The sequence below is a fragment of the Micromonospora parastrephiae genome, assembly GCF_016802865.1.
Lineage (GTDB): Bacteria > Actinomycetota > Actinomycetes > Mycobacteriales > Micromonosporaceae > Micromonospora > Micromonospora parastrephiae.
Genome location: NZ_JAEVHM010000155.1, coordinates 1 through 13,314, shown reverse-complemented (window position 1 = coordinate 13,314; position 13,314 = coordinate 1). Strand labels below are relative to the sequence as shown.

Annotated in this window: 8 protein-coding genes, 1 tRNA gene and 3 pseudogenes; 7 read left to right on the top strand and 5 right to left on the bottom strand. The window is 71.3% G+C overall.

Annotated features, from left to right (window positions below):
- On the bottom strand, window positions 1-335 hold a 335-nt coding region (locus JNW91_RS23970), incomplete at its 3' end, for a carbohydrate-binding protein (protein ID WP_407664378.1).
- Window positions 336-510: 175 nt separating this feature from the next.
- Here JNW91_RS23970 and JNW91_RS23965 point away from each other — a divergent pair.
- Window positions 511-840 carry a hypothetical protein gene (locus JNW91_RS23965; RefSeq protein WP_203177681.1) on the top strand — a complete coding sequence of 110 codons (330 nt, stop codon included), beginning with the start codon at window positions 511-513 and terminating at the stop codon, window positions 838-840.
- A gap of 89 nt (window positions 841-929) precedes the next feature.
- Here the strand turns inward: JNW91_RS23965 and JNW91_RS23960 are convergent.
- The 4 genes from JNW91_RS23960 to JNW91_RS23945 all read right to left on the bottom strand — a co-directional run bounded on the left by JNW91_RS23960 (window position 930) and on the right by JNW91_RS23945 (window position 3,556).
- Window positions 930-1,004 (bottom strand) — tRNA-Arg (locus JNW91_RS23960).
- 201 nt (window positions 1,005-1,205) lie between these two features.
- The gene (locus tag JNW91_RS23955) at window positions 1,206-1,901 is read right to left on the bottom strand and encodes a winged helix-turn-helix domain-containing protein (RefSeq protein WP_203177680.1); all 696 of its coding nucleotides are present in this window, start codon (window positions 1,899-1,901) and stop codon (window positions 1,206-1,208) included.
- Window positions 1,902-2,078: 177 nt separating this feature from the next.
- Window positions 2,079-2,747, bottom strand: coding sequence for a DUF305 domain-containing protein (locus JNW91_RS23950; RefSeq protein ID WP_203177679.1), 669 nt, complete (start codon window positions 2,745-2,747; stop codon window positions 2,079-2,081).
- A gap of 8 nt (window positions 2,748-2,755) precedes the next feature.
- Complete coding sequence (locus JNW91_RS23945) at window positions 2,756-3,556, bottom strand: DUF3105 domain-containing protein (protein ID WP_203177678.1); 801 nt, start codon at window positions 3,554-3,556, stop codon at window positions 2,756-2,758.
- A gap of 97 nt (window positions 3,557-3,653) precedes the next feature.
- On the opposite strand from JNW91_RS23945, the gene argS reads away from it, so the two are divergent.
- The 6 genes and pseudogenes from argS to JNW91_RS23915 form a co-directional block, all read left to right on the top strand.
- A complete protein-coding gene (argS, locus tag JNW91_RS23940) occupies window positions 3,654-5,321 on the top strand; it encodes an arginine--tRNA ligase (protein ID WP_203177677.1) in 1,668 nt (555 codons plus the stop codon).
- A 1-nt stretch (window position 5,322) separates the two neighbouring features.
- Entirely contained in the window at window positions 5,323-6,708 is a 1,386-nt protein-coding gene (gene lysA / locus JNW91_RS23935; RefSeq protein WP_203177676.1) for a diaminopimelate decarboxylase, read from the top strand.
- Window positions 6,709-6,716: 8 nt separating this feature from the next.
- Window positions 6,717-8,026: pseudogene (locus tag JNW91_RS23930) on the top strand (homoserine dehydrogenase).
- A gap of 138 nt (window positions 8,027-8,164) precedes the next feature.
- Window positions 8,165-9,214: a threonine synthase gene (gene thrC / locus JNW91_RS23925; RefSeq protein WP_203177675.1), complete on the top strand. Its 1,050-nt coding sequence runs from the start codon at window positions 8,165-8,167 to the stop codon at window positions 9,212-9,214.
- 152 nt (window positions 9,215-9,366) lie between these two features.
- Window positions 9,367-12,674, top strand: a pseudogene (locus tag JNW91_RS23920) (efflux RND transporter permease subunit).
- Between the two features lie 253 nt (window positions 12,675-12,927).
- Window positions 12,928-13,314, top strand: a pseudogene (locus JNW91_RS23915) (MFS transporter); the annotation flags it as partial.

Genomic DNA, 13,314 nt, shown 5'->3' with positions numbered 1-13,314 from the left:
GGGTCGCCTCCCGAGCACGCGCCCAGGTCACGCCACAGCGATGGGGTCCCGGCCGGGTTCCAGCCGGCGCCGGGGTGCGCGGTGTGGGTGACCAGAGCCTGGTAGAGCCGCCGCCGTAGGTGACCTGCGCGCCAGCCTGGTAGGTGTTGCCCTCGGCCCAGGCCGGTGCGGTGCAGGCGATCATCGGGACGGCGTCCGCCGAGGACACGGCGGCCATGCTGCTGGGGACGAAGGTGACGGCGGCCGCGACGGTCATTGCCGCCCCGGCCACCACTGCGAAGATCCGACGGCTTCTCATGCTCACTCCCCAGGCTTCGACGACCCGCGACCTCCACATATTGACGTTCGTGAAGTTTAATATCAAGGGTTGTTAACAGATCCGGGGAAGTGGGAGCGTGGCACCGGTGCTGTCGCGTCGCTGCGGGCCGGACGCCCGCCGAGGTGACGTCGTGCCCAGCGATCGTCCAATCGGCGTACCGCGATCAATCCCGTCCCGGTGGGCCGGATAGGGTGAGGTCGATCCTGCCCTCGATCGTGCTGGGAGACGACATGTGGTGGTCGGGAATGGGCATCCTGGCGATCATCTTTCCCGCCGTCACGGTCGCCCTGGGTTACCAGATCGCCGGCTATCCCGGCGTACCCGGCGGCTTCCTGGTGGCCGGCGTCGCGACGTGGTTCGTCGGGCGCCGGATCAACCGCACCGAGGACCCGAAGATCTACCACAACGAGCACACCTTCATGTCGATCCCCATGCAGTACTGGGCGTTCCTCTGGACATTCTTCGCGCTGACGCAGACTGTCCTGGGGCTGCTGGGGAAGGCGGGCTGGCAGCAGGAGTGACGGTGTGGCCCGCCTCGTTGACGCCGACACACGACTAAGGCCCTTGACCGGGTTTCCCGGGTCAAGGGCCTCTACGTGCTGCTGAGCTCTGGTGCCCCCGGCAGGATTCGAACCTGCGCCCCCGCCTCCGGAGGGCGGTGCTCTATCCCCTGAGCTACGGGGGCTCAGCGACTGGAGAAGACTAGCAAACCTCCTCCAGGAACGCCGAATCGGTATCGCTGCCCTGATCGTGTCGCGAAACGCCCACCGCCCCTCGCGTGCGCCACGTCCAGCGATCCGCCCAGCTTCAGGAAAGTTGCTGCCTCGCCGCGGCCCGAGGCAGCGACTTCCCTGCTCCCGCTCGGGTCGGGAGCCCGGTCGGCGGGTCAGGCGGCGGCGATCACCCGGCCGCAGCTGGGCAGCGGGTGCAGGACGATCCGGCGCGGGAGGCGGCGCGGCCACTCGTTGCGGGGCCAGGAGCCGTCCACGATCAGGTGCACGGTGCGCTCCTCCTCGCCGCTGAGCCGCAGCACGAAGTCGCGGGGGAGCGGCGGGTCGACAGTGGGCGTAGTGATCATGAAGCGGACCCGACCGCGGGACGAGACGGCGGAGATCACGTCGGCGGCCGGCATGGTGCCGCGCAGTCGTACCCGGCCGATCCAGTAGACCTCGGCGAGGTGCTCCTGGGCGGCCCGGGTGATCGCCGGGTACTCGCTCCGCACCCAGCGTTCGACCGCGCTGACGCAGAGCCCGCAGGCCCGTTCGCGGGGCTCGCGCGGACCCAACCCCCAAGCCCGCAGGTACGCCCCGACGGCGCCGACGTCCAGCGGCAGGTCGAAGCGGCGCTGGATGAGCGTGGTGAGGCTCTGCCGCGTCCACAACTCCTCGTCCAGGCCGAACTCGTCGGGGTGGACGCCCCGCAGCGCGTCGATCAGTTCGAGTTCCTGTTCGCGGCTGAGCATTCCCGGCTCGCCCTGCCGCTGTCCGCGACGGACGGCTGCCACCGCCCCGTCACCGCCGATGGTGTGGCGTCGGCACCAACTGGTGACCGAGCGCCGTGCGTCTCTGAGTGCAACCCCCACGTCTTGGGCAACGAGCCCGAATCGCAACTGGTCACGATATGTGGGGAGAAAACTCTCTAAGCAACGTAATCGCCTGTCCCGCGCAAAACGCCCACACCGGACGTCGCTACCCAACGGGCCGGGCCCGCGCCCCGCCGGTCACGGCGGTGACGCGGGCCCGGTACGCCCGACAGCGACTCAGCCCTTGGCCTGCGCCTGAAGCTGCCGCAGGTTGTTCAGCTCGGACTGCTGCGTGGCCTTCATGGTCTGCGCCATCCGCACCACCTCGGCGTTGTCGGTCTCGTCGAGCGCCGCGTCGATCATGTGGATGCCGCCCAGGTGGTGGTCGTACATCAGGGTCAGGAACTGCCGGTCCACCTCGATGCCCTTGGCGTCGCGCAGCGCGGCCATCTGCTGCGGGGTGGCCATCCCCGGCATCAGGCCGTCCTTGACGGTTGCCCCGTCGGACATCCACGACATCGGCGGCTGCGACCCGGTCGGGCTCAGTTCCCACTCGCGCAGCCAGGTCTGCATGGCGCCGATCTCACCCTGCTGCCCGGTGGCGATGTCGACGGCGATCTGCCGCACCTCGGGCAGCGTCGCCGACCGGTACGCGATGAGGCTCATCTCGACCGCCTGGGCGTGATGTGTCGTCATGTCCCGCGCGAAGCCCGCCTCGACCGAGGCGTCACCGGGCCGGGTGAGCCGAGGGGTGAGCAGACCACCGGCGTACCCGAGCAGCAGGCCCACCACCACCATGATGGCGAGCGCCAACACGCCGTAGCGCCGCGCCGGGGCCCGGCCGCCCTCGTCCGGGACGGCCTGGACCTCGTCGTACTCGCTGTCGGTGGTGGCGGGTGCAGTCATCGCCGTCCTTACTGGGTGGGCTGCTGGGGCTGGAGGTCACGCGGCGTGGTGCCGGTGGCCGTCACGCCCGTGTTGCACAGCGCGGTCGGCCCCTCGACGGAGGCGTTCACACGCAGGTTCTTGATGAACTCGTCGATCCGCTTGTCGTCGGCGTTGTCGACCTTGAGCTGGTAGCCCCACGCCTGGAGCGAGATCGGCTTGTCCAGACCCTCGTACGGGCTCATCAGCATCTTCTCGACGCCACGCACCTTGCCGGCGAGCTTGTCGACCTGGTCCTTCGGCAGGTCCGGGCGGTAGGTGATCCACACCGCGCCGTGCTCCAGGCTGTGCACCGCGTTCTCGCTGGCGATCGGCGCGTCGTACACGTCGCCCATGCAGTTCTGCCAGGCGGCGTTGTGCACCCCGCCCACCGGCGGCGAGTACTTGTAGGTCAGCGGGCCCGACTTGTGCGCCTCGTACTTCAGGCTGTCCGGGTCGGACTTGCGGATGTTGACGATGCCGTCGATGGCGTTGGCCTTCTTGTCCCACGGCTTGGAGCCCTGGAACGACGCCCAGGCGCCGTAGCCGATGATCCCGGCCGCGAGCACGCCCACGGCGACGAAGAGCGCGATCGGACCCCAGGCCCGACCCTGGCTCACCTTGACCGGGGTGACCGGCTTGCGGGGGCCCTTGCCACCTGCCCGCGGGGTGCCCGCCGGCTTGCCGGAACCGGCCTTGGCGCCGGACGCCGGCCGGCCCGCGGCCGGCTTCTTGCCGGTGCTGACCACAGTCGGGCGGCGCTCAGGGCCACCCGGGGTGCTGATGCTCATCGTGCCTCGTCAAGTCGGTCGGTCAGGGGAGTGGCGGGCCGGATGACGCGCAGGGTAGCCGCCGAGTGCCCGAGTCTACCCCCGATAACATGGCTGGGTGACTCCTGCAGAACTCGCCTCGGTCGTCCTTGCCGCCGCCCACGCCGTCTTCACCGAGCGTGGCCTGGACCGCGCGGCGCTGCCGGAGCGCACGGTGGTGGAGCGACCGCGCAACCCCGAGCACGGCGACTACGCCTCGACGCTCGCTCTGCAGCTGAGCAAGAGGGTGGGTGTCCCGCCGCGCGAGCTGGCCGCCGCCCTGGCCGACGAACTGGGCCGGGCGCCGGGGGTCAAGTCGGTGGAGATCGCCGGCCCGGGCTTTCTGAACATCCGGCTCGACGCGGCCGCCGCCGGGCAGCTGGCCCGGGTGATCGTCGAGGCCGGCGCGGAGTACGGCCGCAGTGACCGGCTCGCCGGCGAGAAAATCAACCTGGAGTTCGTCTCGGCGAACCCGACCGGTCCGGTGCACATCGGTGGGGTCCGCTGGGCGGCCGTCGGCGACGCGTTAAGCCGGCTGCTGCGGGCCACCGGCGCCCAGGTCGGCACGGAGTACTACTTCAACGACGCGGGTTCGCAGATCGACCGGTTCGCCCGCTCGCTGCTCGCCGCCGCGAAGGGTGAGCAGGCGCCGGAGGACGGCTACGGCGGGGCGTACATCGGCGAGATCGCCGCCGAGGTGCGGGCCCGCCGGCCGGAGGTGCTGACCCTGGACGACACCGCCGCCCAGGAGGTGTTCCGGGCCGAGGGCGTCGCGCTGATGTTCGACGAGATCCGGTCCTCCCTGCGGGACTTCGGGGTCGAGTTCGACACCTACTTCAACGAGAAGGACCTGCACGACCGGGGTGAACTGGACCTCGCCCTGGCCCGGCTGCGCGAGCAGGGGCACCTCTACGAGTCCGAGGGCGCCACCTGGCTGCGGACCACCGACTTCGGCGACGACAAGGACCGGGTGCTGCGCAAGTCCAACGGCGAGTGGACGTACTTCGCCGCGGACTGCGCCTACTACCTGGACAAGCGGGAGCGCGGCTTCGAGCGGGTCGTGATCATGCTGGGTGCCGACCACCACGGCTACATCGGCCGAATGAAGGCGATGGCCGCCTGCTTCGGCGACGACCCCGAGCGCAACCTGGAGATCCTCATCGGGCAGCTGGTCAACCTGCTGCGCGACGGCGCCCCGATGCGGATGAGCAAGCGGGCCGGCACCGTGATCACCCTGGAGGACCTGGTCGACGCGATCGGCGTCGACGCGGCCCGGTACGCGCTGGCCCGCTACTCCAGCGACTCGCCGATCGACATCGACATCGAGCTGTGGACCCGGGCGACCCGTGACAACCCGGTCTACTACGTGCAGTACGTCGCCGCCCGCACGGCTGGGGTGGCCCGCAACGCCGCGGAGGTGGGGCTCGTTCCGGGCGACGCCGAGGCGTTCCGCCCCGAGCTGCTCGACCACGAGAAGGAGAACGAGCTGCTGAAGGCGCTCGCCGAGTTCCCGGCGGTGGTCGCCACGGCGGCCGAGCTGCGCGAGCCGCACCGGGTGGCCCGCTACCTGGAGGAGAGCGTCGCGGCGTCCTTCCACCGGTTCTACGACAACTGCCGGGTGCTGCCGTTGGGCGACGAGGAGGTCACCGACCTGCACCGCGCCCGGCTCTGGCTCAACAACGCCACCCGCACGGTGATCGCCAACGGTCTGCACCTGCTCGGCGTCTCCGCACCCGAGAGGATGTGACATGAGGGCTCATGAGGCTGGTGCGCTGCACGCGGACATCAGCGACCGGGGGCCGGCCTGGCTGCGTACACCGGAGGACGTCAACGCCCTCATGCCGACGCTGTGGCCGCGGTCGGTCACGCGCGGCGCCGACGGCGCGCTCGCCGTGGCGGGCCTGAGCGTCCTCGACATCGCGGCCGAGTTCGGCACCCCGGTGTACGTCCTCGACGAGGCGGACCTGCGGTCGCGCTGCCGGGACTTCCGGGCCGCCTTCCCGACCGAGGACGTCTTCTACGCCGGCAAGGCGTTCCTCTGCCGGGCGGTCGTCCGGATGATCGCCGAAGAGGGGCTGCACCTGGACGTGTGCAGCGGAGGCGAACTGGCCACCGCGTTGTCCGCGGGGATGCCGCCGGAGCGGATCGGCTTCCACGGCAACAACAAGTCGATCCGTGAGCTGACCCGGGCGTTGGACGCCGGGGTGGGGCGGATCATCGTCGACTCGTTCACCGAGATCGACCGGCTCACCGCGCTCGCCCGCGAGCGTGGGGTCCGGCCCCGGGTGCTGGTCCGGGTCACGGTCGGCGTCGAGGCGCACACCCACGAGTTCATCGCCACCGCCCACGAGGACCAGAAGTTCGGCTTCTCGCTGGCCGGCGGGGCGGCCGCCGCCGCCGCGTTCAAGATCCTCGACGAGGGCGTGCTGGAGCTGCGGGGCCTGCACTCGCACATCGGTTCACAGATCTTCGACGCCAGCGGCTTCGAGGTCTCGGCCCGCCGGGTGCTCGCCCTCCAGGCGCAGATCCGCGACGCGCGCGGAGTGGAGCTGCCCGAGTTGGACCTGGGCGGCGGGTTCGGCATCGCGTACACCACCCAGGACGACCCGGCGACTCCGCAGGACCTGGCCAAGCGACTGCGCAAGATCGTCGATTCGGAGTGCGCGGCGGAGAACCTGGGCGTACCGCACCTGTCGATCGAGCCGGGTCGGGCCATCGTCGGGCCGGCCGTGCTCACCCTCTACGAGGTCGGCACCGTCAAGGACCTCGACGGCATCCGGACGTACGTCAGCGTCGACGGCGGAATGAGCGACAACATCCGCACCGCGCTGTACGACGCGTCGTACTCGGCGACGCTCGCCTCCCGCGCGTCGGCCGCGCAGCCGTTGCTCGCCCGCGTGGTGGGAAAGCACTGTGAGTCCGGGGACATCGTGGTGAAGGATGAATTCCTGCCCGCCGACGTGCAGCCCGGAGATCTTGTCGCAGTGCCCGGCACCGGTGCGTACTGCCGGAGCATGGCCAGCAACTACAACCACGTGCCCCGGCCACCGGTGGTCGCGGTGCGCGACGGCCATGCGCGTCTGATCGTCCGGCGGGAGACCGAAGAGGACCTGCTCGCATTGGATGTTGGATGACGTCACCTGTGCGCTTGGCGCTGCTCGGCTGCGGCACGGTCGGCCAGGAGGTGGTCCGGCTGCTGCACGAGCAGTCGACGGACCTGGCCGCCCGCATCGGCGCTCCGCTGGAGATCGCCGGGATCGCCGTCCGCCGGCTCGGCCGCGACCGCGGTGACCTGCCGGTCGACGAGGACCTGTTCACCACCGACGCGCTCGGCCTGATCAAGCGCGACGACGTGGACGTGGTGATCGAGGTGGTCGGCGGCATCGAGCCGGCCCGGGGTTGGCTGGTCGAGCGCTGCGCGCCGGCAAGAGCGTGGTCACGGCCAACAAGGCGCTGCTCGCCGAGGATGGCGCGGCGTTGCACGACGCGGCGGCCGAGGGTGGCGGTGACCTCTACTACGAGGCGTCCGTGGCCGGGGCCATCCCGCTGCTGCGCCCGTTGCGCGAGTCGCTGCACGGCGACCGGATCACCCGGGTCACCGGCATCGTCAACGGCACCACCAACTTCATCCTCTCCGCGATGGACGCCACCGGCGCCGGCTTCGCCGAGGCCCTCGACGAGGCCACCGAGTTGGGGTACGCGGAGGCCGACCCGACGGCCGACGTGGAGGGCTTCGACGCGGCCGCCAAGGCGGCGATCCTCGCCTCGCTGGCGTTCCACACCCGGGTCGCCGCCGCCGACGTGCACCGGGAGGGCATCACCGAGGTGACCGCCGCGGACGTGGCCAGCGCCCGGGCGATGGGCTGCACGATCAAGCTGCTGTGCATCGCGGCCCGGGGCGTCGACCCGGCCGGCCGGGAGACGGTCAGCGTCCGGGTGCACCCGGCGATGATCCCGCGCAGCCACCCGCTGGCCAGCGTCGGCGACGCGTTCAACGCGGTCTTCGTCGAGGCGGACGCGGCCGGGCAGCTGATGTTCTACGGCCGGGGCGCGGGTGGCGCGCCGACCGCCAGCGCCGTGCTCGGCGATGTGGTGGCGGTGTCCCGTAACCGCCTCGCCGGGGTCCGCGCCGCCAGCGAGAGCGCGTACGCGGACCTCGCCGTCCGGCCGATGGGCGAGGCGCTGACCCGCTACCACGTCAGCCTGGACGTGGCCGACCGTCCGGGTGTGCTGGCCTCGGTGGCGAGCGTGTTCGCCCGGCACGACGTGTCGATCGCGACCGTGCGGCAGGGCTCGGCGAACGGGTCACCCGGCCGCAGCGGCGACGCCGAGTTGGTCATCGTCACTCACGTGGCGCCGGACGCCGCGCTCGCCGCGACCGTGGGTGAGCTGCGTGGCCTGGATATTGTCCGGTCGGTGACGAGCGTGCTGCGGGTCGAGGGCGGCGCGTGAATCGTTGAACCACCGGTGGGACGGCTCGGGCGTCCCGCCAGGTGGGTAACCCCGGGTGTGGCATCGATGGCTCCGGCAGGGTGGTCCAGGGTGGCCTGGTGCTCGGGTCGACGCGGCGGTAGAGGCGAGGAGAACGACATGTGGCGCGGTTTGATCGAGGCGTACCGGGATCGGCTGCCGGTCACCGCGGCCACGCCCGTCGTCACGCTGCACGAGGGGAACACCCCGCTGCTCCCGGCGCCCGTGCTCTCCGCCCGGATCGGCTGCGACGTGCACCTCAAGGTGGAGGGCGCCAACCCGACCGGTTCCTTCAAGGACCGGGGGATGACCCTCGCGGTCTCCAAGGCGGTCGAGGCCGGTAACAAGGCCATCATCTGCGCCTCCACCGGCAACACCAGCGCCTCCGCCGCCGCGTACGCGGCCCGGGCCGGCCTGACCTGCGCGGTGCTGGTGCCGCAGGGCAAGATCGCGTTGGGCAAGCTGGCTCAGGCGCTGGTGCACGGCGCGAAGCTGCTCCAGGTCAGCGGCAACTTCGACGACTGCCTGTCGCTCGCCGCGAAGCTCGCCCAGGACCACCCGGTGGCGCTGGTCAACTCCGTCAACATCGACCGGCTGCACGGCCAGAAGACCGCCGCCTTCGAGATCGTCGAGGCGCTCGGGGACGCGCCGGACATCCACTGCCTGCCGGTCGGCAACGCCGGCAACATCTCCGCCTACTGGATGGGGTACGCGGAGGAGCACGCCGCCGGCGCCGCCACCCGCGCCCCGAAGATGTACGGCTTCCAGGCCTCCGGCGCGGCCCCGATCGTGACCGGGCAGGTGGTGCCGGAGCCGTCGACAATCGCCACCGCGATCCGGATCGGCAACCCCGCGAGCTGGACCAGGGCGTTGGACGCGCGGGACACCTCCGACGGCCTGATCGCGGCGGTGACCGACCGGGAGATCCTCTCGGCGTACCGCCTGCTCGCCCGCGAGGTGGGGGTCTTCGTCGAACTGGGCAGCGCGGCCAGCGTGGCCGGCCTGCTCCAGCAGGCCGCGGCGGGCATGGTGCCGCCCGGGTCGACGGTGGTCTGCACGGTGACCGGCCACGGCCTGAAGGACCCGGAGTGGGCGATCTCCACTGCGCCCGCCCCGCTGACCATCGCGAACGACCCGATGGCCGCCGCCCGCGCCCTCGACCTGGCCTGAGAGCGGCGTTCCCCGCCCGCGCGGGGAACGTGGCCGGCCGGTCGGCCGCCGGCGGCGGGAAGGCTCTGGGGGCGGCGGGGGTCGGGGTGATCGGGTCCGGCACACTTTCGGGTATCCCCGCCCGCATTCTCTTCCAGGAGTGAGCCAGGCCGATGTCGCTGCTCGCCAGATTCAGCCTCGCCAACCGAGGGCTGGTCGCCCTCATCGCGGTGGTGACCGCGGCGTTCGGAGCGTTCGCCGTTCCGTCGCTGAAGCAGCAACTGCTGCCGTCGCTCGAGTTCCCGGCCGCGTTCATCGTGGCCGCCTACCCCGGCGCCGGACCCGAGATCGTCGAGTCGCAGGTGACCGAGCCGATCGAGAACGCGCTCCAGGGCATTCCCGGGCTGGACAAGGTCACCTCCACGTCCCGTGAGGGGGCGGCCACCGTCCAGGTGGAGTACGAGTTCGGCACCGACCTGGACGACGTGGTCAACAAGATGCAGACCGCGCTGAGCCGGATCGACGCCCAGTTGCCGGAGAACGTCGACCCGCAGGTCATCGCGGGCAGCACCGACGACCTGCCGGCGGTGGTGCTGGCCGCGGCCGGCGGCGCGGACGAGCGGGTGCTGGCCGAGAAGCTGCGCGCGACGGCGGTGCCGGAGCTGGAGGGCATCGAGGGGGTCCGCACGGTCGAGGTGACCGGGACCCGCGATGACGTCGTCGTGGTCACTCCGGACCCGGCCAAGCTCGCCGCGGCGAAGCTCCAGCCGACGGCGATCGGCGCGGCGCTGAAGACCAACGGGGTGTCGGTGCCCGCCGGTGCGGTGGCCGACGGCAACCTCGCCCTTCCGGTGCAGGTGGGCACACCCGTCGCCACGCTGGACGACCTGCGGGGCATCGTGGTCGCCCCGGGTGCCGCCCCGGTCCGTCTCGGTGACGTGGCGACCGTCGCGCAGCAGCTCGCCCCGGCCACCGCGATCACCCGGACCAACGGCAAGGACAGCCTCGGCATCGCGGTCACCGCTGCGCCGGACGGCAACGCCGTGGAGATCTCGCACGAGATCCGCGACCGGCTGGCCGACCTGAAGAACGCCTCCGGCGCCGAGCTGACCGTCGTGTTCGACCAGGCGCCGTTCGTCGAGAAGTCCATCGAGTCACTGACCACCGAGGGCCTGTTGGGCCTGCTGATGGCCGTCATCGTGATTCTGGTCTTCCTGCTGTCGGTGCGCTCGACCGTGGTCACCGCGGTTTCCATCCCGCTGTCGGTGCTGGTGGCGTTGATCGCCCTGTGGATCGGTGACTACTCGCTCAACCTGCTCACCCTCGGCGCGCTCACCATCGCGGTCGGCCGGGTGGTGGACGACTCGATCGTGGTGTTGGAGAACATCAAACGACACCTGGAGTACGGCGAGGAGAAGCGGCAGGCGATCATCACCGGCGTCCGTGAGGTGGCCGGCGCGGTGACCGCGTCCACCCTCACCACGGTCGCGGTGTTCGCCCCGATCGCGCTGGTCGGCGGGTTCGTCGGGCAGCTCTTCGCGCCGTTCGCGATCACCGTGACGGTGGCGCTGCTCGCGTCGCTGCTGGTGTCGCTGACCGTGATCCCGGTGCTGGCGTACTGGTTCCTCAAGCCGCGCGGCGGCGGCACCCCGGACGACGAGGCGGTGCGCCGGGACGCGGAGGAGAAGGAGCTGCGCAGCCCGTTGCAGCGGTCGTACCTGCCGGTGATCGGGTTCGCCACCCGTCAGCGGTCGACCCGGTGGATCACGGTCGGGCTCGGTCTGCTGGTGCTCTTCGGCACCTTCGGGCTGGCCCAGAAACTGGAGACCAACTTCCTGGACGACTCCGGCCAGGACACGCTCAGCTTCCGCCAGGAGCTGCCGGCGGGCAGTGGCCTGGCCGCCACCGATGCTGCCGCCAAGCAGGTCGAGGCGGTGCTCGGGCGTACCGACGGGGTCGAGACGTATCAGGTGACCGCGGGCGGCGGGGACAGCCCGTGGGCGGGCGGCGGCGGCAACAACATCGCGAGCTGGTCGCTGGCGCTGGACGGGGACACCGACGCCAAGCAGATGCGCGAGGAGCTGCGCAGGGAGTTCGACAAGCTCGGCGCCGGTCTGGGTGAGGTCAGCTTCGGTGGCGGGCAGGACGCCTCGACCAGCCAGTTGGAGGTGATCGTCCAGGCCAGTGACCCGGAGGTGCTGACCCGCGCCACCGAGGCGGCCCGGACGGCGATGGCCGGGGTACCGGACGTCGAGGACGTCACCACCAGCCTCGCCGATCGGGTGCCGCGGGTCGACGTGACCGTCGACCGGGTCGCCGCCGGCCGGGTCGCCTCACCGAGGCCGCGGTGGGTCAGCTCGTGTCGCAGGCGTTCCGTGGGGCTCCGCTGGGCCAGGTGGCGCTCGACGGTCGCCAGCAGGACGTGGTGCTGCGGCTGGGCGCTCAGCCGCCGGTGTCGGCGCAGGAGTTGCGTGCCCTGCCGGTGGGTCCGGTGAAGCTGGACGACATCGCGGACGTCACGCAGGGCGAGGGGCCACAGCAGGTCACCCGGATCGACGGTGACCGCAGCGTGTCGGTGACCGGCGCGGCGACCGGCTCGAACCTGGGCGCTACCAGTAAGGAGTTGCAGAAGCGCCTCGACGCCATCGACGTGCCGGGGGCCAGCTTCACCATCGGTGGGGTCAGCGCCGACCAGGCGGACGCCTTCGGTGACCTGGGCCTGGCGGTGCTGGCCGCCATCGCGATCGTGTTCCTGATCATGGTGGCCACGTTCCGGAGCCTCACCCAGGCGTTGATTCTGCTGATCTCCATCCCGTTCGCGTCGACCGGCGCGATCGGTCTGCTGCTGATCACCGGGACGCCGCTGGGCGTGCCGGCGTTGATCGGTGTGCTGATGCTGGTCGGCATCGTGGTGACCAACGCGATCGTGCTGCTCGACCTGATCAACCAGTACCGCGCTCAGGGCCTGGGAGTCCGGGAGGCGGTGGTCGAGGGTGGCCGGCGCCGGTTGCGTCCGATCCTGATGACCGCCGTGGCGACGATCTTCGCGCTGCTGCCGATGGCCCTCGGGCTGACCGGCGAGGGCGGGTTCATCTCGCAGCCGCTGGCGGTCGTGGTGATCGGTGGCCTGCTCAGCTCGACGCTGCTCACGCTGATCCTGGTGCCGACGCTGTACACGATGATTGAGCACACCAAGGACTCGCTGCGCGAGCGGCGTCGGCGTCGGCACTCCGGCGCGTCGGCGGCGACCGAGCCGACCGGTCCGGCCGTCGCCGAGCCGGACGGCCCGAACCAGGTGGCGGTGCCGACCGGTGCGCCCAGGTCCGCCGGCGGTTCGCAGTCCGCGTCGGCCGAGGGCTCGCAGCCGGCGGCGCGCCCCGCACCATCGGGTGCGCTGGTGGAGGGTACGGACCAGTTCGAGGTGCTGCGGCTGCCTCGGAGCCGCACGTCGCCGCTGCCCCCGTCGGAGCCGACCGAGTAGTCGGACCACATCACGGAACGCCCCCGGCAGGCCAAACCCGCCGGGGGCGTTTCCCTGCGGCGGATCGTGGCCGACGTCCGGCCCGGGGCGATCGTGCTCGGGCATGACGTCGGTGCCGGCGGCGCCTGGTCGCCCTGCGCCGCCTCCCAGACATGATCAAGGGGCTGCGGGCGCGTGGCTACACATTCGTCACCGTCTCCGCGCTGTTGGGAGGAGGTGTGGCCCCGACACCGACCGAGTAGGGTCCCGCTGCGTGGCGTCCACCTTCTCGGTCCTTACCGGCAATCGGAGCTTCCGCAACCTCTTCCTCGCCGAACTGGTGGTCTTCGGCGCCGACTGGTTCGTCATGGTGCCGCTGCTGGTGCTGTTGCCGCACCTGACCGGCAGCGGTGTGTGGGGCGCGCTGGTGCTCGCCGTGGACACCGGCATCGTGGCGCTGCTGCTGCCGTACACCGGCACGATCGCCGACCGGTTCGACCGCCGGAAAATCATGATCGTCGCGAACGTGGCCGCGCTGGCGGGCGTGCTGCTGCTTCTCGGCGTCCGGAGCCGGGGCACCGCCTGGCTGGCGCTGGTGGCGATCGGCGCCGTCGCGGTCGCCAAGGCGTTCTACTCGCCGGCCGCCCAGGCCGCGTTGCCC